A 20,784-nucleotide genomic window follows, 5' to 3' on the forward strand; every position below is an offset into this window, starting at 1 on the left:
TACATCAACATGGACGATCTACGGGAGCACAAAAAGCTCGCTATGCGCCAAGCCGCATGACCGCTCAATTTGCTGAACTTGACGCACATAACCTGAGTGCCTCAGGCGGAAACCGAGGCGCGAGGTGAGCGGCCCGCGCGAAGACCTATTCCCCATTCAGGAGCCCGATTGTTCGGCGGGCTTTTTGTCAGACTGTGAAGACCTCACGCCGCAGGAGTTCCCAGCTCGCCCTGTCAGGCGTAATCAGCAAGCCCCCGGTGATGTGATGCGGCAGATACGGCGAACCGTCAAAACGGGCCGCATAGGCCCCGGCCTCGATACTGAGAAGCGTGCCAGCAAGATGATCCCAGGGCATCAGCTTGTTATACATGAGATAGTGCACGTGGCCGCCTGCAAAGGCTCGATATTCGTGGGCTGCGCAACGGTAGTTGGCGAGGAACCGGACCTTCGCCAGATTGGCAAGGATTTGGCCACGTTTGGGCTTTGGCAGGAAGCCGGTCGACGCCATGCCGACCATCTGGTCCAGCGCGACGGGCGCAGCGACAGAGAGTCGTTCTGTTTCGCCGCCGGGACGCCGAAGCCATGCGCCGCCGCCCTTCTCTGCGATCGCCCAATCGTCACCCATCGGGTCGTAGATGATGCCGGCGACCGTTTCGCCCCTGGCCACGACCGACGCCATGACGCCAAAGGCCGGAATCCCGGATGCGAAGTTGAACGTCCCATCGACGGGGTCCACGACAACAGCAAGGTCGGCGCCTTCGAGCTTGCCGAGTAGCGCGGGATCGGCAGCAACTGACTCCTCGCCGACGAACACAGCGTCCGGCCAAAGCGCGGCCGCCTCCGCCTTGATCATCCGCTCCGCCTGCAGATCGGCCTCCGTGACCAGATCGGTTGCCTCGCTCTTGGCGCGGACGTCATCGCTCCCAAGTCGGCGGAAACGCGGCACGATCTCCGCCTTCGCCGCCCGCCGGAGGAGATCGGCAAGCGTCGTGGTATCTATCGTGGAACTCATGGAATTTCCTTCTTGACGTGAGCGCCGATTACGAACTTTTCGGCGCGGTCTGCCCGGCCATCAGGCCGGCGAAATCGAAAAGTTTGGGATCGAGCAGATGCGACGGGTTCACATGGGCAAGTGCTCGCAGCATGGTATCCTTGCGGCCCGGCATCCGGCGTTCGATATCGGCCAGCATATCCTTCATCGCATTGCGCTGTAGCCCGTCTTGCGAGCCACAGAGGTCACAAGGAATGATCGGAAACTGCATTGCCGCGGCAAACTTCGCCATGTCGTCTTCGGCGCAGTAGGCGAGCGGGCGCAGAACCATCAGGTTGCCCTCGTCGTTGAGCAGTTTGGCTGGCATCGAGGCCAGCCGCCCACCATGGAAGAAATTCATGAAGAAGGTTTCGAGGATATCCTCGCGGTGGTGGCCGAGCACCAATGCGTCGCACCCCTCCTCCTTGGCGATCCGGTAGAGATTGCCGCGGCGCAGGCGCGAACAGAGCGAGCAATAGGTCGCCCCTTCTGGAACCTTCTCCTTCACGATCGAATAGGTGTCGCGATACTCGATACGGTGCTTGACGCCGATCCTCGTGAGATAGTCGGGCAGGATATGCTTTGGAAAGTTCGGCTGCCCCTGATCGAGATTGCAGGCGATCAACTCAACCGGCAACAGGCCGCGCCATTGCAGGTCGAGCAGCAGCGCCAGCAGCCCATAGGAATCCTTGCCGCCAGAAAGACCGATCAGCCAGCGCTGTTGGCCTCTGAGCATGCCGAAGTCGACGAACGCCTGCCTGATCTGGCGCAGCAGACGCTTCCGCAGCTTGTTGAACGAGACCGAGACCGGCGCATCGGCAAACAGCGCATGCACGATGCCGCCCTCGTCTGCCGCTGTCTCCAGCTCGTCTGCAATATTGGCTGCGATGTTCATATCTTCGTCCAATCAGAGTCTGATCTGCTCTAGCAGAAAGCCACGACGCAACACAGCATCAATCGCCGAAAACCGACCATCCGGTGCGAGCCGCAAGCATCTCAAGCGCAACAGCGCCGAGCTGCGAGTTCCCAACCTTGTTCAGCCCCGGAGACCAGACCGCCATCGATGCAATCCCGGGAGCAACGGCGAAGATGCCGCCGCCAACGCCGCTCTTGCCGGGCAGACCAACGTGATAGGCGAAGTCGCCCGATCCGTCGTAGTGACCGCAGGTGAGCATCAGGGCGTTAATACGCCGCGCACGCTTCGGCGACACCACCGACAGACCCGCCACGGGGTTGCTGCCGCGTGCCGCCAGAAAGAGGCCCGCCTTGGCAAGCTGCTCGCACGTCATCGACAGCGCGCATTGGTGAAAATACACACCGAGCACGTGTTCGACCGGGTGCTCGAGATTGCCATAGGCTTTCATGAAATTGGCGAGCGCGAAGTTCCGGAAGCCCGTATGCGTTTCCGATTTCGCAACCCGACCGTCGATGGTGACCCCGTCGTCGTCCGAGAGGTAGCGCACAAAGCGCAGCAGCTCGCCGATCGCCTCGCGTGGCGCATGCCCTGATATGACCACATCGGTCACCGCGATCGCGCCGGCGTTGATGAAGGGATTGCGCGGAATGCCGGATTCCTCCTCGAGCTGTACGATCGAGTTGAACGCCGAACCAGAAGGCTCGCGGCCGACGCGCTTCCACAGCTGCTCGCCAACCTTGCCCAGCGCCAGCGTCAGCATGAAAACCTTGGATATGCTCTGGATCGAAAACGGAACGGCGCTATCGCCGACACTGTAGATCTTGCCGTCGACCGTCGTCACGGTCAGCCCGAACTGGTTCGGATCAACCTTGGCCAGATCGGGAATGTAATCCGCCACCCTGCCCTCGCCGATCCTCGGCTTGAGTTCGGTATAGATCCCGTCGAGGATCGCCTGCAAATCCGTCATGATCATCCCGCTCCAGATAACAAAAAAGCCGCCCCGAGAGGCGGCTTTTCCGTATGCGAAAACGCCTCTCGCTGATTAGCGAGAATAGAATTCGACCACCAGATGCGGTTCCATGACGACCGGATACGGTACGTCGCCGAGAGCCGGAACACGAGCGAAGGTAGCAACCATCTTGTTGTGGTCGGCTTCGATGTAGTCCGGAACGTCGCGCTCAGCCAGGCCAACCGATTCCAGAACGGAAACGAGCTGCTTCGACTTCTGACGAACTTCGATGACGTCGCCAGCCTTGCAACGGTAAGAACCGATGTTGACGCGGACGCCGTTCACGGTCACGTGGCCGTGGTTCACGAACTGGCGGGCAGCGAAAACGGTCGGAACGAACTTGGCGCGATAGACGATCGCGTCCAGACGGGACTCCAGAAGACCGATCAGGTTTTCAGAGGTGTCACCCTTGCGGCGGGCGGCTTCAGCGAAGATTGCACGGAACTGCTTTTCGCGCAGGTCACCGTAGTAGCCCTTGAGCTTCTGCTTGGCGCGCAGCTGCACACCGAAGTCAGACAGCTTGCCCTTGCGGCGCTGACCATGCTGGCCCGGGCCGTATTCGCGGCGGTTCACCGGGGACTTCGGACGGCCCCAGATGTTTTCGCCCATACGGCGGTCAATCTTGTACTTAGACGATTCGCGCTTGCTCATCGTATTTCCTTTCAGAAAGTTAGAACGGTCTGTTGCCAAACCGCGTGAAGGAAACACGCCCTCCTTTGATCTTCTTTCGAGGATCCGACAGGATCATCCCATTACGCGAACAGGACAAATCCACGGGACATGTCAAATGAAACACCGGACATCTCTGCCCGGTGCTGGCCCGGTCTTTAGGGGGAAGTCGCTGGAATGTCAATCACAATTCACGTCTGGCCCGACCCAAGCGTTCGCTCTTCGCCGCAGAACGGCTCTGCCTCGATCGCAGCGTTATTCTGCAGCAGAGGGAACGTCGTCCATATCAGCCGCATTTGCAACGCCTGGCGCCGTCTGGCAGTTGATGTCGGGAAACGCGACGATACGCTTGCCCGAAAAGTCGGTATGCACGACGACGATGCCCTGCTCTTCAAAATATCCGAGTAGGCGTCTGGCCCGCCGTGCCGAATGGGTGCCGTAGGCGCGTGCAATCCGGGCGTCCGAGGGGCACGATTCGCCGCAGACGGCGGCCTTCGCCAGCATCAGGAAGACGCCCTGGAGATCATCGGTAACACCGGTAGAGAGCGACAGCGCCGTCGCCCACGCCTCCGTCTCCGCCGTTGCCGCGTCCACGCCGGAGCGCGAAATCGCAACTCGACGCCTGAACTCCGGCAAGGACATCGGCGGACCGGGAACCCGGCGCATACGAAGTCGCACGAGGAACTCCTGGTAAAGCACGGAATCCGTTCGGAATCCCGAGTCCGGATCGTCCAGAATCTCGTGAAGCACGGCTGTCAGGCGCTCCTCTCGCTCCTGCGCCGACAGCTCAGGCTGTGGCACACGCGTCTCCGAGGGTGGAGCCGAGGCAGCAGGCGCTGAACGCGCCAATTCGGCCAGAATATCAGTTGTAGGCCGCGGCGCAGGCGGGGCGCGACGGACGATCGGACGCTGGAATTCTTCTGGATCCGGCGTGAAGATCAGGTCTTCGACGTCTTGCGGCGCATCCGGCAGCGGCATGAGCTTGGGACTCGACGAACGCGCGGATGTTTCAACATTGCCGATCTGGATCGGTAGCGGACGGCGCGACAGCGCCGGTCCCAGCGCGACGAAGTTTCCGCGCTTCAAGTCACGGAACATTTCCGCCTGCCGGCGGTCCATGCCGAGCAGGTCGGCCGCCCGTGCCATATCAATATCGAGGAAGGTGCGGCCCATCAGGAAGTTCGAAGCTTCTGCTGCCACGTTCTTGGCGAGCTTCGCGAGGCGCTGCGTCGCGATCACCCCGGCAAGACCGCGTTTGCGGCCACGGCACATCAGGTTCGTCATTGCACCGAGCGACATCTTGCGGGCGTCTTCCGAGACGTCGCCGCCGACCGAAGGCGCAAACATCTGAGCCTCGTCGACAACGACGAGAACCGGATACCAGTATTCGCGGTCGGCATCGAACATGCCGTTGAGGAAAGCGGCGGCGGCTCGCATCTGCTGCTCGATATCAAGCCCTTCGAGTGTCAGGACACAGGAGACGCGATGCTGGCGGATACGGTTGGCAATGCCGGCCAATTCTGCTTCGGTCCGCTCGCCGTCGACGACGACATGGCCGAACTTATCCGACAGCGTGACGAAATCACCTTCAGGATCGATGATGACCTGCTGCACCCACTGCGCGGATTGCTCCAGCAGGCGGCGGAGCAGATGCGACTTGCCGGAGCCGGAATTACCCTGCACCAGAAGACGGGTAGCCAGAAGCTCCTCGATATCGAGCGTGGCCGGATTCCCCCCCGACGCCGATCCCATATCGATACCAACCTGCAATGTCACATTCCTCTTTCAATCGAACACGGCGTGCTAGCAGGTTTGAGCGTGTCTTTGGCGACACGGTCGCACAAACCCACAGGAGAAAACGTCAGAACCGCACCGTGAGCATGCGCGTGAACGCAAGGCTGATGGCGAGCGGAACAATCAACACCGCTAGCCCTACGCGCAGACCCGACACCTCGGCGATGAAACCGATTAGCGGCGGCCCGATCAAAAAGCCCGTAAGGGCCATAAAGGACAGGATGGCGACATTGGCTGCCGCGGGTCGATCCTTGAGGCTCGCCGCCGCCGTGACGGCCAGGGGAAAGCCGACCGACACACCAATGCCGACCAGCCCAAAGCCAGCCAGCGTCACCAGGCCATGCCAGGCAAAGACGACGATCAGCATGCCCACAAGAGCAGCTGCCCCGCAGCCCCTGGCCAGTAAAATCGCGCCAAAACGCTGCTTCAGATGGTCGCCGCTGAAGCGCCCGGCGGCCACCATCGAGGCGAAGATCGTATATCCGATGCCGGTCATCATACCGTCGGTCTTGAAAACGTCTTTGAGATAGACAGCCGACCAGTCGGCAATCGCCCCTTCGGTCATGGTAATCCCGAAGACGAAGGCGCAGATGCCGAGGAGCGCGCTGCTCGGCAACTTGAACGGCGCATGCGGCGGAGCCGACCCAGCTTCGCGATCCGGCGGCAGGCGGAGGCTTGCCAGGACAGCAAACGGCAAAACGACGAAGGCCGCCGCCATGATCGCCCATTCGGGTGGCGTTGCCATGGCCACCATCGTCGAACCCAGCAAGCTGCCAGCCATGATACCAAGGCTCCAGAACCCATGGCAGCGGTTCATGATGATCAAGCCGGTATCCTTTTCGGCGCGATCCGCCTCGACATTCAGCCCCAACTCCAGCGTCGACATCGCGACGCCAAGCAGCGCCAGCGCAATGAAGAGCTCTACCGGCGTACGGGAGAAGGCCGGTAGGCAGACAATCACCGAAAAGACGAAGAAGCCAGCTATGACAGTGGTCTTGCCGCCGATATGTGACACCACTCGTCCGGCGACGGGCAGCGTTGAGAGAATACCGACCGGCATTCCGAGCAAGGCCAGCGCAAGATCGGCCGGCCCGAGTTCCATACGGGCCTGGATTTCAGGAATGCGCGGCAACCAGCTGCCGAACGCAATCGGCTGCAGAAAAAAGATAGCCATGACACGATTTTGGAAGGACATGCGGAGCCTGGCGGGATCGATGCGAATCACAACCCCCAGTCTGCGCAGTCGCTTGGCTTTGCGATAGCCCTTATTGCATCAAGACCAGATTGGTGTTGGCGCCGGCGCCGAACGTCAAGCCCTGAGCCCAAATCCCTGCATCAGCCGCCGCGTCGCAAAATCGGGATTGCCCGAAGTGAATACCGCAAAGTCGAAATTGTCGGAGTGCACAGCATCGGCGACCTGCGGTACCAGACTGCGGGCGCGCCGCGCAATCGCCTCCGCCGGGTCCAGCCAATCGACCGGCCAGGGTGCGAGCCGCCGGAAGACGTTGGCCATGAAGGGATAGTGCGTGCAGGCAAGCACCACAATGTCGGTCTTGCGACCGTCCTTCTCCACGAAACACTGGTCGATCTCGGACAGCACGACCTCGTCGGATACGGCATCGCCGCGGATATAGGCCTCCGCCATGCGCGCCAGGTTTTCGGAGCCAACAAGGCGTACATGGCATTGCTGCGCGAACGACTGTATCAGATCGCGCGTATAGGCGCGCTTGACCGTCCCTGGCGTCGCCAGCACCGAGACGAGCCCTGAGCGCGTCCGCTCTGCCGCTGGCTTGATCGCCGGTACAGTACCGACAAAGGTCATCTCAGGAAAGGCCGCGCGCAGATCGGCGCCAACCAGCGTGAACGCGGTGTTGCAGGCGATGATGCAGACCTCTGGGTCATGCTCGGCAAGCAGCCTGGCAAAAAGGCTGATGATCCGTTCTTTCAGCGCCTGCTCTTCCCAGCCGCCATAGGGAAAGCCGGCATCGTCGGCGATGTAGATAAAACCGCGCTCCGGCATCAGCACGCGCGCCTCACGCAGCACGGTCAGCCCCCCGATGCCGGAATCGAAGACCAGAACCGGTTTCAGCTCATTCGCCGCTGGGGTCATCGTTCGGCTGTTCCTTGGCATCTGCAGGTGGTCGGCTGCCGCGCGGATACTTCCGCGAGAAGCGGTCGAGGGAGGAGATCACGCCGCGCAACACGCTGATTTCTTGCTCCGTGAAGGCGCGGCGGGACAGGACTGCACGCAGATTGTCGACCATTTTGGGCTTTTTCCCGGCAGGGTGGAAATAATTGCGGGCCTCCAGTGCCTCTTCCAACTGGTCGTAAAGACCGAACAATTGCTCCTTGGTCGATTGCGTCTGCGACATCGCCTGGAAAGGAACGGTTCCGATATCTTCCATGCCCGACTTCATCCACTCATAGGACATCAGCAACACGGCCTGCGCGATATTCAGCGAGGCGAAAGCGGGATTAACCGGGAAAGTGACGATCTCATCGGCAAGCGCGACCTCCTCATTGGTCAAACCCCACCGCTCGCGGCCGAACAGGACTCCGGTGCCCTCGCCTGCGCGGAATTTCGCCCGTAACGTCTCTGCGGCCACGACAGGCGAACGCACTGGTTTGAAACCGTCCCGCTCGCGCGCCGTCGTCGCATAGACGAAGTTCAAGTCGGCGATCGCCTGTTCCAGCGTCTCGAAGACCTTCGTGCCTTCGATCACATGATCTGCCTTCGAGGCGGCGGCCTGAGCCTTGTCGTTCGGCCAGCCGTCACGCGGGTTGACGAGCCTGAGTTCCGCGAGGCCGAAGTTCGCCATGGCGCGCGCCACCATTCCGATGTTCTCTCCCATCTGGGGTTCGACGAGAATGATAACCGGACCTTCTGTGAGAAGTTGCCGCTCGCTGTTCGTGCCTGCCATGACGCTCGATCCTCTTGTTACGGGCGGAATAGCCAAGCCGGGCCAAAACGGCAAGGGTCAAGCGTTCGGGTAGAGCCTGTCCAAAGTCGAAGTAATCATCTCTATGCCCAGGCGCGCGCCGGCATGTGACAATGCCAAGTGCCGTGCCGGCGCACTGCTAGTCTTTCGGTCGACGAAAAAACACTGCGACTGACGCCCTGCCAGAAGCGTCAGGCGTTGGCGCTCTGCGTCAATCAGCTTAATGCTCTCGGCATCGCACGCTGGGCCCCCGTAGTCTTTGGCCATGATCCGCGCCCAATAGGTCGCCGCGAGAAAGATTGCCAGCGTCTGCCTGGTGTGTCCCGGTCTGGTGACCACTGACCAGGTCGAACCGAGAGGACGTGCTGCAGCCGTCAGATCGCCGTAGGCAGCGTCTAGCTTTTGCGAAAGAGCGATCAGCAAATCTGTCGCTTCCCTCGCAGCCGCGGCCGAAAGCAGCTCCTCCAGCGCGGCAAACCATTTGCCTAGCGCGACATCGAGCGCCACCCGCGTTCGCGCCGGAAAGACGACGAAGGCAACGAACGTGCCCGCCGCCGCCCCAAGCATCGTTTCTTCGATACGAAGCATGAGCAGGTCGACCGTCAGCGTCCCGATCATCCCGTAGACCAGGCAGAGCGCGATTGAGACGAAGACGGTCATCGTCGCGTAGGACGTCTGCAGGAAATAGAACGCGAGGAAAATGGCAACCGTCGTGATTGCCAGCGCAGCTACCACATGCGGCGTGAGAACCGTCGCCAAGACCAGCCCCATCGCAATCCCAAAGAGCGTCCCAACGGAACGCTGCAGGGCCTTCATCGCAGTGTCGCCACGGGAGTTCGTGTTGGTGAACACCAGGAAGGAAGCGAGCACGGCCCAAAACCAGCGCTCGCGCGATAGCATCAAGCCGAACGCCATGGCGATCGCGGATGCGAGCGTTACCTGCAGCGCCGAACGGATCAGGGGATTGGCCAGCGAAAAGTCGATCTTGGCAGGGGCGCCAACCGTTTCTGTCACGGCAGCGACCTCGGCAAATCCGGTCGAGTAGCCCTTTTCGATCGTGCGCGCGAGCAGCGCGCGGGCCTCACCGAGGCGGATCAATGCCTGGCTCGTCTCAGCTTGCAATTCATCGGGCGTCACCGGCGTCCTGGGGATGGGATCTCCCTCGATGATGGCGTGAACGAGAGCAAACGGCGGCACGCTTTGCGAACTGAGTACAATCGCGCTCTCGGCGGCAAGGTGAGCGTCGAACAGGCGGATAGCCAACTCGGCGGCAGGCTCCGTGCCGGCATCGAACACTCCCGTCGGTGGTCGCGGAATGAAGCCCTCCGCCATGAGCACGACTTCCTTCAGGCGCTCCTCGAGCTGGCGCAGTTCCTGCGCATCTTTGTCCGTCATTCGTCCCACGGACGCGAGCGCCGCGATCTTGAATAGAATCTGGTTGATGCGGCCGCGCACGCTTTCCAGCGAACGCAAGAGATCCCGACGCCAATCATCGGGAAGCACGAGAGAACGCACAACATGCCCGATCAGCGCCGGAGCGACCGGTCCGATCGCAATCAGCGGAAGCTCTGCAATGGACGGGCGGAAGTAAGCACCTATGAAATAGGATGTGAAGGCGAACATGCCAATCGCATGCCCTCGCGGGCCGAACACCCGTCCGGCCGCGGCAAGAAAGATGATGAGCAGGAAGGCCGCGTCTGAGACATAGCGATTTGCTTCCAGCGCCGCGGCAAGGCCAACAACGCAGACACTCGCCGCGCAACCAAATAAACGCGTCACAAGCTGCGGCGTGCTGCCCTTGTCTTTTACCGCGACGGCGCCTTCGATCGACAAGACAATGCCGAGACCGTAGGCGGCCGTCGGCAGCGGAAACAGCAGATGGTGGATTGCAAGCAGCGCCCCAAATGAAAGCGCTATCGTCAGCGTTACACGCGACGCCATTCGCAGACGCGACAGCGCCGGGTCGTGGGCGAGCAACCAGTCACGAAAGTCAAACCCGGAAAGCAAGCTGCTCTGGCCCCTCATTCGCGCCCCTCAAGACAGCCCTGATAGAGGGAGTTTTCGACAAGCACCAATGGACGGGTTCGCCGTCCCTCCACGTAACCCTTACTCGACGGTGAGAACCTAGCGCACCGACCATCGCGCAAAAGTGCGGCCCCGAGTTATCCGTGCGATCACTGGCCCTTGGCGATCTGCACCATGGTGTTCTTGAGCGAATTCGGTGGTTGCCCAGGGTCACCCTCGGTGACGATGTCATCGATCACAGGCTTGCCGGCCTCGTCGAGCATCTCGAACCGAACGGTGGTCACGGCCTGCTTGTCCGATCCGTCATCCATGCATGTCGCCTTCTTGAAAGTGACAATCACCTCCGTCGCTCCTTCAGCGCCCGGCTTCGGCGTATAAGTCAAATCCTCGAGAGGGCATGCATCCTCGCCATTGACGATCACGTCGTAGTCGAAAGGCGACACCCCGTCTTCGTCGGCAGCCGGGTTTTGGATCGCGGCCTGGTATTTGGTCACGAAGTCCTTGCTATACAGCCTAGAAAGCTTGCTTGCATCGAAGATGTCGATCCAGTCGCTATCTGCACCCGACCAGTTCTTGATCGTTGCATCCATGATCTCCTTGACCGGTGCCGTAACATCGGCGGCAAGGGTCAGTGCGGTCGAGCCGAGAAGGACCGCTAGGGCAAGAGAAATCTTCTTCATGACGAATATCCGGGCCAATGGTTTTCGCGGCGGAGACTAGCCATTTTCGTCGGCTTGGCAATGGCCGCAAAAACGCCGCCCCCCTCCCGCTTCCGGCTTTGCACTCCCGGCGCACAATGCTATAGCGCTCGGGATTTGATATCACCCACCCGGGACGCCCGTCCCTTCTAAGCTTAACGAGGCAGATACATGAAGAAGATCAAGGTCGCCAATCCCGTCGCCGATCTCGACGGCGATGAAATGACTCGCATCATTTGGCAGCTCATCAAGGATAAGCTGATCCATCCGTATCTTGACCTCGACATCGACTACTTCGACCTCTCCGTCGAAAACCGCGACGCCACCAACGACCAGGTCACGATCGACGCCGCCAACGCCATCAAGAAGCACGGCGTCGGCATCAAGTGCGCGACGATCACGCCCGACGAAGACCGCGTCAAGGAATTCAACCTCAAGCAGATGTGGAAGAGCCCGAACGGCACGATCCGCAACATCCTCGGCGGCGTCATCTTCCGCGAGCCGATCATCTGCCAGAACGTTCCGCGCCTCGTTCCGGGCTGGACCAAGCCGATCGTCGTCGGCCGTCACGCTTTCGGCGACCAGTACCGAGCCACCGATTTCAAATTCCCCGGCAAGGGCAAGCTGACCATCAAGTTCGTCGGTGAAGACGGCCAGGTCATCGAAAAGGACGTCTTCGACGCCCCGGGCGCCGGCGTGGCCATGGCCATGTACAACCTCGACGAGTCGATCCGCGAGTTCGCCCGCGCCTCGATGATGTACGGCCTGATGCGCAAGTGGCCGGTCTACCTGTCGACCAAGAACACGATCCTCAAGGCATACGACGGTCGCTTCAAGGACATCTTCGAAGAAGTCTACCAGACCGAATTCAAGGATCAGTTTAAGGAGGTCGGCATCACCTACGAACACCGGCTGATCGACGACATGGTCGCATCCGCTCTGAAGTGGTCCGGCGGCTACGTCTGGGCGTGCAAGAACTATGACGGCGACGTCCAGTCCGACACGGTCGCACAGGGCTTCGGCTCGCTTGGCCTGATGACCTCGGTTTTGCTCACCCCGGATGGCAAGACCGTCGAAGCCGAAGCCGCACACGGCACGGTTACCCGCCACTACCGACAGCACCAGAAGGGCCAGGAAACCTCGACGAACTCGATCGCCTCGATCTTCGCCTGGACGCGTGGCCTCGCGCACCGCGCCAAGCTCGACGACAATGGCGAACTCGCAAAGTTTGCGGCCACGCTCGAAAAGGTCTGCGTCGACACAGTCGAAGCCGGCTTCATGACCAAGGATTTGGCGCTGCTCATCGGCCCCGATCAGCCTTGGCTGTCGACCACCGCCTTCCTCGATAAGATCGACGAGAACCTGCAGAAGGCCATGGCATAAGCCATCAGCGATATGCAAACGGTGCGGCGGGGATTTCCCCGCCGTTTTCGTTTCAGCCACATCAAAGGGGAACACGAACAATGACCACAACGATCCGTGCGCTACAACCATCCGACCGCGCCGCCTGGGAGCCGCTTTGGGCCGGCTATCAACGCTTCTACGAGGTCGTCATTGCGCCAGAGACGACGGATCTGACCTGGGGTCGCTTTCAGGACCCCGCCGAGGACATGCACGCGCTCGGCGCGTTCGACGATAGCGGCCGCCTCGTCGGCATAGTCCACGCAATCCTCCATCGCTCGACCTGGTTGCCAAAGTGGACCTGCTATCTGCAGGATCTCTATGTCGACGACACGCAGCGCGGTCTCGGCACCGGCGCGTCTCTCATCGACGCCGTCGCCGATCTCGCCCGTGAACATGGTGCCGGTCGACTCTACTGGATGACACACGAAACAAACGCAACGGCGCGAAAACTCTACGACAGGATCGCCGAGCGATCTGGCTTCATCCAATATCGCAAGGCGCTCTAAATAGTTGCGGACTTTGCGCTGGACCTCTCTGTCCTATCTCCCTGGTGGCCGGGCTTGATACGCTATGTTCGGATCCAAGGAACGTAAAAAGAAATGAGGAGGAGTGCATGACAGACGAACTGGTATTCTATACGAACCCCATGTCGCGTGGTCGCATCGCCCGCTGGATGCTGGAGGAGACAGGCGTACCGTACAAAACAGAGATCATGACCTTTGGCGGAACCATGAAGTCGCCGGAATACCTTGCTGTCAACCCGATGGGCAAGGTTCCCGCGGTCCGGCATGGCAAGACGATCGTCACCGAGTGCGCGGCAATCTGCGCCTACCTCGCTGACACCTTCCCCGAGGCAGACCTTGCTCCAAAGCCGGATGAACGCGGCAGCTACTATCGCTGGATGTTCTTTACCGCCGGACCGCTCGAAGCCGCAACCACCAACAAGGCATTGGGCTTTGAAACGCCTCCCGACAAAGCCCGGATGGCGGGATATGGCAGCTTCGCCGATGTGATGAACACGCTGGAGCACGCCGTCAGTACCACGCCCTACGTTGCCGGAGATCGCTTCACGGCAGCCGACGTGTACGTCGGCTCGCATATTGGCTGGGGCCTGGGCTTTGGCACCATCGAGAAGCGGCAGGCCTTTGTCGATTATCTCGGCCGAGTCACCGATCGCCCGGCCCATAAGCGCGCCGTCGCAATCGATGACGAGGCCATGAAGATCGCCCAGTAGCGACCAGAGGCTCAGGCAAGCGGCATGTGGATGTCAGTCAAAAGCTCGGTCGGCGGCACATCGCGTGGGTTGTTGAGATACTCCTCGAACATCACACTGTCGCGAAGCTGCCGGCCTGAAGCGGGCAACCATTCCGCATAGAGCCACTGGTAAGCCTTATGCATGTCAGCATAGGGGCCTTTGTGACGCAGCACCGCATATTCCCCGCCGTCCAGCACGCGGCGTTCGAACGGCGCCGCGGCGGTAATATCGCCGTCGGTGGTCACACATGCGACCGACCGCAGGTTTTCGGCCAGCACAATGTCGGGATCGTCGAGATAGACACCGATCATGCGCATCGTAGGCTTGGCAAGCCCACGCGCATAGAGCGTACCGAACAAGGTCTCGAACGCCTGGCTGATGCGCATGTACGAGCCGACATGCGGCACGCCAAGCAATTGAATTGGTTCAATCTTCCGTAAGGTGACGTCAAACATGGCTGCAGTCTTTCCGTTGGGTGAGGGATCAAAGGCTTTGTGGCTTCCCTCTTTCCGGTATTGCGCCGGCGGCATGCCGTAGACCGATTTGAAGATACGGTTGAAGGACTGGAGGTTGGGATAGCCCGATCGCTTTGCGATTTCCCCGACAGAAAGACCGGTGCGCACGATGTCGCCGGCGGCGCGATGCAGCCGCAGTCGCTTGACGGTCGCCGCAAGCGTTTCGCCGTGAACCGCCCGATAGATCCTGTGCCAGTGGTAACTCGACATGCAGGCGATGTCGGCAAGTCTGTCCATGTCGAGCTCTTCGTCGAGATGATCATGGATATAGGCCGATACCCGTCGCAGACGGTGCTCGTACAGTGCCCATGCCGTTTCGCCATTCATGTCTGAACCTCGTGCAAGTCGATCGGCTGCAGAACACCATACTGCGATTTGACAAATCCTGCGGACTTTGACGGTTCCGCCAATGAAAAGGCGGGGACCTGCCCCGCCTTCTAAAGAGTTTCGTGCGAACGTCAGTTCGCTCAGCTTGCCAGCGCGACCGCCACAGCCTCGATCGCCTCGTCAGCCTTGGCCCCATCCGGGCCGCCCGCCTGCGCCATATCGGGACGACCGCCGCCGCCCTTGCCGCCCAGAGCAGCCGACGCGACGCGAACCAGATCGACAGCGCTGAACCGGCCCGTCAAGTCCGGGGTCACTGCAACGACTGCGCTTGCTTTGCCGTCTTCGGCAACGCCGATCAGAGCGACGACGCCGGAACCGAGGCTCGCCTTGCCGTCATCCGCGAGACCCTTGAGATCTTTGGGATCCACGCCCGAGATCGCCTTGCCGAGGAATTTCACACCGGCGACATCACGGACCGCATCGGCAGAATCGCCCTGCCCGCCGCCCATCGCAAGCTTGCGCTTGGCTTCGGCCAGTTCGCGCTCCAGCTTGCGGCGTTCATCCATCAGCACCTCGACACGAGCAAGGACGTCGGCAGGCTGCACCTTGAGCGACGTCGCAAGCGATTTGACGCGCTCGTCCTGTTCCGCCAGGTATTCGCGCGCGGACTCGCCGGTGACCGCCTCGATACGGCGCACGCCAGCGCCAACCGCGCTTTCGCCCAGAACGCGGATCAGCCCGATCTGACCAGTCGCGCCGACATGCGTGCCGCCGCAAAGCTCGATCGAATAAGGCTTGCCCGCCTTGGCGCCGCGCACGCCCTGGCCCATGGCGACGACGCGAACTTCGTCGCCGTATTTTTCGCCGAACAACGCCATGGCGCCCTCGGCAATCGCGTCATCGACGCTCATCAGGCGGGTCGTGACCGGCGAATTCTGCAACACGATCTCGTTCGCCATGTCTTCGACGACCTTTAGCTCGTCCGCAGTCATCGGCTTCGGATGCGAAACGTCGAAGCGCAGGCGCTCGGGCGCGACCAAAGAGCCTTTCTGGGCGACATGGGTACCGAGCACTTCGCGCAGCGCCTCGTGCAGTAAGTGCGTGGCGGAGTGGTTGGCGCGCAGGCGCGAGCGGCGCGAATGGTCGACCGTCAACGCCACCGCATCGCCTGCCTTCACGGTACCTTCGACGACGCAGCCGATGTGGACAAAGACGCCCTCGCCCCTCTTCTGTGTATCCGTGATCTCGATCTTGGCCGTATCAGAGGTAATGACGCCAGTATCGCCCATCTGGCCGCCGGACTCGCCGTAGAACGGCGTCTGGTTGACGACGATCTGAACCTTGTCCCCGGCCGACGCAGACGCGACCGACGCACCGTCCGTCACAAGGGCCTGAACAACGCCTTCTGCGGTCTCGGTATCGTAGCCGAGAAACTCCGACGCGCCGTGTTTTTCCTTGAGTTCAAACCAGATCGTCTCGGTAGCCTTGTCGCCGGAGCCAGCCCAATGCGAGCGCGCTTCGGCTTTCTGACGTTCCATCGCGTCGGTGAAGCCCGATATGTCGACGCCGATTTCGCGGGCGCGAAGTGCATCCTGCGTCAGGTCGAGCGGGAAGCCATAGGTGTCGTAGAGCTTGAACGCCGTCTCGCCATCCAGCATGTCACCCTTGCCGAGCGTCGTCGTGGCATCGGACAGTAGCGAAAGGCCACGCTCCAGGGTCTTGCGGAAGCGGGTTTCCTCAAGCTTGAGCGTCTCGGAGATCAGCGATTCCGCACGGACCAGCTCCGGATATGCACGCCCCATCTCCTGAACGAGCGCCGGGAGCAGCTTCCAGATTAACGGTTCCCGGGCGCCGAGCAGCTCGGCATGCCGCATCGCGCGGCGCATGATGCGACGAAGCACATAGCCGCGACCTTCGTTCGAGGGCAACACGCCATCGGCAATCAGGAACGCTGAGGAACGCAGGTGGTCGGCAATGACGCGGTGGCTTGCACGCCGCTCGCCCTCTGCCCTTACGCCTGTCACTTCTTCCGAAGCCTCAATCAGAGCCCGGAACAGGTCGATGTCGTAGTTGTCATGCTTGCCCTGCAGAACAGCGGCAACGCGCTCCAGCCCCATTCCCGTGTCGATCGACGGACGCGGAAGGTCGATGCGCTCATCCTTCGTGACCTGCTCGTACTGCATGAAGACGAGGTTCCAAATCTCGATGAAGCGGTCGCCGTCTTCTTCCGGCGAGCCGGGAGGGCCACCCCAGATATGATCGCCGTGGTCATAGAAGATTTCCGAGCAAGGGCCGCACGGGCCGGTATCGCCCATCGCCCAGAAATTGTCGCTGGTCGGGATGCGGATGATCTTCTCGTCCGGCAGACCCGCAATTTTCTTCCAGAGGTTAAAGGCCTGGTCGTCCGTATGGTAGACGGTGACCAACAACCGCTTGGCGTCGATCGCAAATTCCTTGGTGATCAGGTTCCAGGCGAGCTCGATCGCCTGCTCCTTGAAGTAGTCGCCAAAAGAGAAATTGCCGAGCATCTCGAAGAAGGTGTGATGGCGCGCGGTGTAGCCGACATTATCGAGGTCGTTATGCTTGCCGCCGGCACGGACGCACTTCTGGGCTGTCGAGGCGGTCTTGTACAGACGCTGCTCCAGGCCGGTGAAAACGTTCTTGAACTGCACCATGCCTGCATTGGTGAACATCAGCGTCGGATCGTTGCGTGGCACCAATGGGCTCGACGGAACGATTTCATGGCCGTTCTTCTTGAAGTAGTCGAGGAAGGTCGACCGGATATCATTCACACCGCTCATGCTATGCCCTTCAATGCTGCCAATAGGCAGGTCAAATCTTAAATCCAGTGGCTTTTATCGCTCGCATTAACCACTGTCCAGCAGACAAACAAAACCGGCCGCATTCTGATCGAGAATGCGGCCGGTTTCGAACTGTTCGGAACCTGTTGGGAACTATCCCTCGACGTCGTCCCCATCATTTGCATCAGGCCCGCCATTCTGCAGGAAGCGGTCGGCGATCAGTCCAGCATTCTGACGAAGCGATGCTTCGATCTCGCGTAGGACCTCCGGATTGTCGCGCAGGAAAATCTTCGCGTTTTCGCGACCCTGACCGAGGCGCTGACTGTTATAGGAGAACCAGGCACCCGATTTCTCGACGATACCGGCCTTCACGCCGAGGTCGACCAACTCGCCGGTCTTGGACACGCCTTCGCCATACATGATGTCGAATTCGACCTGCTTGAAGGGAGGCGCCATCTTGTTCTTGACGACCTTGACGCGCGTCTGGTTGCCGATCACCTCTTCGCGTTCCTTGACCGCGCCGATACGGCGAATGTCGAGACGAACGGAAGCATAAAACTTCAGCGCGTTACCGCCGGTCGTCGTTTCCGGCGAGCCGAACATAACGCCGATCTTCATGCGGATCTGGTTGATGAAGATGACCATGGTCTTCGACTTCGAAATCGAAGCCGTCAGCTTGCGCAGCGCCTGGCTCATCAGTCGTGCCTGAAGGCCCGGCAGGCTATCGCCCATTTCACCTTCGATTTCAGCGCGCGGCGTCAGCGCAGCCACGGAGTCGACAACGAGCACGTCGATGGCGCCGGAGCGCACCAGCGTATCGGTAATCTCGAGCGCCTGCTCGCCGGTATCCGGCTGGGAGATCAGAAGGTTCTGCAGATCGACGCCAAGCTTGCGGGCATAGACCGGATCGAGCGCGTGTTCGGCGTCGACAAAGGCGCAGATGCCGCCCTTTTTCTGGCTTTCCGCAATCGTCTGCAGTGCCAGCGTCGTCTTGCCCGAGCTTTCCGGCCCGTAAATCTCGATGATGCGTCCCTTCGGCAGTCCGCCGATACCGAGCGCAATATCGAGCCCAAGAGAGCCGGTCGAGACCGTCTCGATCTCGACCACGCTCTCGTTCGAGCCCAGCTTCATGATAGAGCCCTTGCCGAACGACCGCTCGATCTGTGAGAGTGCCGCTTCAAGTGCCTTGCTTTTGTCCACCGATTTGTCCTCTACAAGCCGCAATGTATTCTGTGACATTCGATCCACCTTTAGGTTATTGAAGCCGCTCAAGCAATGTCGCCGCCGATCTCGATTTTGTACCGTATTTGTTCTCATGGCGCAAGCGGGGTGCAAATATTTGAAAGAAAAAGGTAAAATGGCCTGTGTTCTACATTTGTTTTAGTAATGGAAAGCAACGGCTTAGAGATAGGGCGCTCACCGCCAACCCGACGGCGGCGGCGGGACGATTCGTATCTTTCCGGCGATGCAGGACGATGAAATGAAGCAGAAGATTCTTGTCCTCGGCGGCGCACACCTCGACCGGCGCGGACGCATTTCCGGCGCCACGGTGGCCGGCGCCAGCAATCCGGGCTCATGGTTCGAGGAGCCAGGCGGCGGCGGCTTCAATGCGGCGCGCAACCTTGCCCGGCTGGGCTTCGACGTGACGATGATCTCGCCCCGTGGCGGCGATCCAGTCGGCGAGATGGTCAGCGAGGCAGCCGATTTCGCAGGTGTTCACGATCGCCCCTTCGTTTTCTTGGATCGGAAGACGCCGACTTATACTGCCATCATCGAGAACGACGGAAACCTGGTGATTGCCCTTGCCGACATGGATCTCTACCGCATGTTCATGCCGCGCCGGCTCTCGATCCGTGCCGTCCGCGACGCCTTTGCCGCGGCTGATTTCATCCTCTTCGATGCCAACCTGCCGGCAGACACCCTGGCGTCGATCGTCGAGCGCGCCAAAGCGCTCGGCAAGGCGGTGGGCGCGATCGCAATATCCCCGGCGAAGGCAATCAAGCTGAAGCCGTGCATTCAAGGAATAGACTATCTTTTCCTCAACGAGGCAGAGGCCGCGGCGCTGACGGGCGAACGCCCCAACGATCCGGCGCACTGGCCATCACTGCTGGGTGACATCGGTTTGCATGGCGGCGTCGTCACGCGCGGCCAGCGCGAACTGATCGCCTTTGCCGATCGCCGCGTCGTTGCCCTGCAGCCGGCAAACATCGAAGGCGTCGCAGATGTCACAGGCGCCGGCGACTCGCTTGCGGCCGGCGTTATTTCCGGATTGATGCGCGGGATTCCCTTGGCCGATGCCGTTCGGGAGGGCGCTGCTGCCGCAGCTCTTACGGTACAGTCTCCGCACGCCGTCAATGAAAACCTCTCCCCGGATTTGGTCAGGGAGACACTTTCGCTTGTTCCACCGGCGAGAATTTTGCATTGAAGGCAATACCGACGAAATGGAAGAGACAATGACGAAACCGATCTCCCCCCTCCTGCCGATCGCCTATTCCAAAGAGGTCGCAAGCGCCAAGCAGCGCGGCGCGCCGATTGTGGCGCTCGAATCGACCATCATCACGCATGGCATGCCCTACCCCGGCAACATCGAGATGGCCCGCAGCGTCGAGGCGCTCATTCGTGAGGAGGGTGCCGTCCCGGCCACCATCGCAGTCATTCACGGTACGCTGCACATCGGCCTCGAAGCCGATCAACTGGAGCAGCTGGCGCAGGCCAAGGATGTCCTGAAGGTCTCGCGCGCCGACCTCGCCTTTGCGATCGCCGAGCGCCGTCACGGCGCAACGACCGTGGCAGCTACGATGATCGCCGCAGAGCGTGCCGGCATCAAGGTCTTCGCCACCGGTGGCATCGGTGGCGTCCACCGCGGTGCCGAGGAAACCTTCGATGTCTCCGCTGACCTCGAGGAACTTGGCCGCACCGGCGTCATCGTCGTTTGCGCCGGCGCCAAGGCAATCCTCGACATTCCGAAGACCCTGGAAGTGCTCGAGACCGCGGGCGTGCCTGTTGTCACCTATGAAAGCGAGGAATTCCCCGCCTTCTGGTCGCGCGCCTCCGGATTGCGCAGTCCGCTCACGCTCAACAGCCCGGCCGCAATCGCCAACTTCCAGACGGTGCGCGAGCAGCTCGGTATCGACGGAGGCATGCTGATTGCCAACCCCGTGCCGGAGGCAGACGAGATCCCGCGGGAAGAAATGGAGATCTACATCGAGCGGGCGCTCGACAGCGCCGAACGCGACGAAATCAGCGGCAAGGAGGTCACTCCTTACCTGCTCAGCACCATCTTTGATCTGACCGACGGCCAGAGCCTTAAGACCAACATCGCGCTGGTGGAAAACAATGCCCGACTGGCGGCAGAAATTGCCGTCGCGCTCGCAGGATAGTCGTTTGAAAAAGGGGCGCCGC

Annotated in this window: 18 protein-coding genes; 5 read left to right on the forward strand and 13 right to left on the reverse strand. The window is 60.8% G+C overall.

The window, feature by feature from the left end:
- Window positions 1–187: 187 nt before the first annotated feature.
- From BSG20_RS16570 to BSG20_RS16615, 10 genes are all read right to left on the reverse strand, one after another.
- On the reverse strand, window positions 188–1,012 hold the full coding sequence (locus tag BSG20_RS16570; protein WP_072376975.1) for an inositol monophosphatase family protein: 825 nt from the start codon (window positions 1,010–1,012) through the stop codon (window positions 188–190).
- A 28-nt stretch (window positions 1,013–1,040) separates the two neighbouring features.
- Window positions 1,041–1,925: a tRNA 2-thiocytidine(32) synthetase TtcA gene (gene ttcA, locus BSG20_RS16575; RefSeq protein ID WP_072376973.1), complete on the reverse strand. Its 885-nt coding sequence runs from the start codon at window positions 1,923–1,925 to the stop codon at window positions 1,041–1,043.
- Window positions 1,926–1,983: 58 nt separating this feature from the next.
- Window positions 1,984–2,913 (reverse strand): glutaminase, encoded by a 930-nt coding sequence (locus tag BSG20_RS16580; protein ID WP_072377009.1) that lies wholly within the window; start codon window positions 2,911–2,913, stop codon window positions 1,984–1,986.
- A gap of 75 nt (window positions 2,914–2,988) precedes the next feature.
- The gene (rpsD, locus tag BSG20_RS16585; RefSeq protein ID WP_024312755.1) at window positions 2,989–3,606 is read right to left on the reverse strand and encodes a 30S ribosomal protein S4; all 618 of its coding nucleotides are present in this window, start codon (window positions 3,604–3,606) and stop codon (window positions 2,989–2,991) included.
- A 273-nt stretch (window positions 3,607–3,879) separates the two neighbouring features.
- Window positions 3,880–5,394, reverse strand: coding sequence for a helicase HerA domain-containing protein (locus BSG20_RS16590; RefSeq protein WP_072377007.1), 1,515 nt, complete (start codon window positions 5,392–5,394; stop codon window positions 3,880–3,882).
- A 91-nt stretch (window positions 5,395–5,485) separates the two neighbouring features.
- Complete coding sequence (locus BSG20_RS16595; RefSeq protein WP_072377005.1) at window positions 5,486–6,613, reverse strand: MFS transporter; 1,128 nt, start codon at window positions 6,611–6,613, stop codon at window positions 5,486–5,488.
- 114 nt (window positions 6,614–6,727) lie between these two features.
- On the reverse strand, window positions 6,728–7,528 hold the full coding sequence (gene murI, locus BSG20_RS16600) for a glutamate racemase (RefSeq protein WP_072376971.1): 801 nt from the start codon (window positions 7,526–7,528) through the stop codon (window positions 6,728–6,730).
- The gene (locus BSG20_RS16605; RefSeq protein WP_072376969.1) at window positions 7,509–8,339 is read right to left on the reverse strand and encodes an RNA methyltransferase; all 831 of its coding nucleotides are present in this window, start codon (window positions 8,337–8,339) and stop codon (window positions 7,509–7,511) included. The genes murI and BSG20_RS16605 overlap by 20 nt, the downstream gene beginning before the upstream one ends.
- Before the next feature lie 57 nt (window positions 8,340–8,396).
- Complete coding sequence (locus tag BSG20_RS16610; protein ID WP_083539928.1) at window positions 8,397–10,382, reverse strand: FUSC family protein; 1,986 nt, start codon at window positions 10,380–10,382, stop codon at window positions 8,397–8,399.
- A 149-nt stretch (window positions 10,383–10,531) separates the two neighbouring features.
- Entirely contained in the window at window positions 10,532–11,062 is a 531-nt protein-coding gene (locus BSG20_RS16615; protein WP_072376967.1) for a hypothetical protein, read from the reverse strand.
- A gap of 189 nt (window positions 11,063–11,251) precedes the next feature.
- Here BSG20_RS16615 and BSG20_RS16620 point away from each other — a divergent pair, with 189 nt between their 5' ends.
- From BSG20_RS16620 to BSG20_RS16630, 3 genes are all read left to right on the forward strand, one after another.
- Window positions 11,252–12,463 carry an NADP-dependent isocitrate dehydrogenase gene (locus tag BSG20_RS16620; protein WP_072376965.1) on the forward strand — a complete coding sequence of 404 codons (1,212 nt, stop codon included), beginning with the start codon at window positions 11,252–11,254 and terminating at the stop codon, window positions 12,461–12,463.
- 80 nt (window positions 12,464–12,543) lie between these two features.
- Window positions 12,544–12,990 (forward strand): GNAT family N-acetyltransferase, encoded by a 447-nt coding sequence (locus tag BSG20_RS16625; RefSeq protein WP_072376963.1) that lies wholly within the window; start codon window positions 12,544–12,546, stop codon window positions 12,988–12,990.
- Between the two features lie 107 nt (window positions 12,991–13,097).
- The gene (locus BSG20_RS16630; protein ID WP_072376961.1) at window positions 13,098–13,718 is read left to right on the forward strand and encodes a glutathione S-transferase family protein; all 621 of its coding nucleotides are present in this window, start codon (window positions 13,098–13,100) and stop codon (window positions 13,716–13,718) included.
- Window positions 13,719–13,729: 11 nt separating this feature from the next.
- Here BSG20_RS16630 and BSG20_RS16635 read toward each other — a convergent pair whose 3' ends face one another.
- From BSG20_RS16635 to recA, 3 genes are all read right to left on the reverse strand, one after another.
- Window positions 13,730–14,581 (reverse strand): AraC family transcriptional regulator, encoded by an 852-nt coding sequence (locus BSG20_RS16635; protein ID WP_072376959.1) that lies wholly within the window; start codon window positions 14,579–14,581, stop codon window positions 13,730–13,732.
- 140 nt (window positions 14,582–14,721) lie between these two features.
- Window positions 14,722–17,382, reverse strand: coding sequence for an alanine--tRNA ligase (gene alaS, locus BSG20_RS16640; RefSeq protein WP_072376957.1), 2,661 nt, complete (start codon window positions 17,380–17,382; stop codon window positions 14,722–14,724).
- Window positions 17,383–17,535: 153 nt separating this feature from the next.
- On the reverse strand, window positions 17,536–18,621 hold the full coding sequence (gene recA, locus BSG20_RS16645) for a recombinase RecA (RefSeq protein WP_024312766.1): 1,086 nt from the start codon (window positions 18,619–18,621) through the stop codon (window positions 17,536–17,538).
- A 241-nt stretch (window positions 18,622–18,862) separates the two neighbouring features.
- Here recA and BSG20_RS16650 point away from each other — a divergent pair, with 241 nt between their 5' ends.
- Both BSG20_RS16650 and BSG20_RS16655 read left to right on the forward strand, forming a co-directional pair.
- Window positions 18,863–19,807, forward strand: coding sequence for a carbohydrate kinase family protein (locus tag BSG20_RS16650; protein WP_072377002.1), 945 nt, complete (start codon window positions 18,863–18,865; stop codon window positions 19,805–19,807).
- A gap of 28 nt (window positions 19,808–19,835) precedes the next feature.
- Complete coding sequence (locus BSG20_RS16655) at window positions 19,836–20,762, forward strand: pseudouridine-5'-phosphate glycosidase (RefSeq protein WP_072376955.1); 927 nt, start codon at window positions 19,836–19,838, stop codon at window positions 20,760–20,762.
- Window positions 20,763–20,784: the final 22 nt, after the last annotated feature.

The sequence above is a fragment of the Rhizobium tibeticum genome (assembly GCF_900110205.1).
In the GTDB taxonomy this organism is placed as follows: Bacteria; Pseudomonadota; Alphaproteobacteria; order Rhizobiales; family Rhizobiaceae; genus Rhizobium; species Rhizobium tibeticum.

Coding starts and splice junctions, on each gene's coding strand:
- BSG20_RS16570 (WP_072376975.1), bottom strand. CDS start 1,012: ATGAGTTCCACGATAGATACCACGACGCTTGCCGATCTCCTCCGGCGG.
- ttcA (WP_072376973.1), bottom strand. CDS start 1,925: ATGAACATCGCAGCCAATATTGCAGACGAGCTGGAGACAGCGGCAGAC.
- BSG20_RS16580 (WP_072377009.1), bottom strand. CDS start 2,913: ATGACGGATTTGCAGGCGATCCTCGACGGGATCTATACCGAACTCAAG.
- rpsD (WP_024312755.1), bottom strand. CDS start 3,606: ATGAGCAAGCGCGAATCGTCTAAGTACAAGATTGACCGCCGTATGGGC.
- BSG20_RS16595 (WP_072377005.1), bottom strand. CDS start 6,613: ATGTCCTTCCAAAATCGTGTCATGGCTATCTTTTTTCTGCAGCCGATT.
- murI (WP_072376971.1), bottom strand. CDS start 7,528: ATGACCCCAGCGGCGAATGAGCTGAAACCGGTTCTGGTCTTCGATTCC.
- BSG20_RS16605 (WP_072376969.1), bottom strand. CDS start 8,339: ATGGCAGGCACGAACAGCGAGCGGCAACTTCTCACAGAAGGTCCGGTT.
- BSG20_RS16610 (WP_083539928.1), bottom strand. CDS start 10,382: ATGAGGGGCCAGAGCAGCTTGCTTTCCGGGTTTGACTTTCGTGACTGG.
- BSG20_RS16615 (WP_072376967.1), bottom strand. CDS start 11,062: ATGAAGAAGATTTCTCTTGCCCTAGCGGTCCTTCTCGGCTCGACCGCA.
- BSG20_RS16620 (WP_072376965.1), top strand. CDS start 11,252: ATGAAGAAGATCAAGGTCGCCAATCCCGTCGCCGATCTCGACGGCGAT.
- BSG20_RS16625 (WP_072376963.1), top strand. CDS start 12,544: ATGACCACAACGATCCGTGCGCTACAACCATCCGACCGCGCCGCCTGG.
- BSG20_RS16630 (WP_072376961.1), top strand. CDS start 13,098: ATGACAGACGAACTGGTATTCTATACGAACCCCATGTCGCGTGGTCGC.
- BSG20_RS16635 (WP_072376959.1), bottom strand. CDS start 14,581: ATGAATGGCGAAACGGCATGGGCACTGTACGAGCACCGTCTGCGACGG.
- alaS (WP_072376957.1), bottom strand. CDS start 17,382: ATGAGCGGTGTGAATGATATCCGGTCGACCTTCCTCGACTACTTCAAG.
- recA (WP_024312766.1), bottom strand. CDS start 18,621: ATGTCACAGAATACATTGCGGCTTGTAGAGGACAAATCGGTGGACAAA.
- BSG20_RS16650 (WP_072377002.1), top strand. CDS start 18,863: ATGAAGCAGAAGATTCTTGTCCTCGGCGGCGCACACCTCGACCGGCGC.
- BSG20_RS16655 (WP_072376955.1), top strand. CDS start 19,836: ATGACGAAACCGATCTCCCCCCTCCTGCCGATCGCCTATTCCAAAGAG.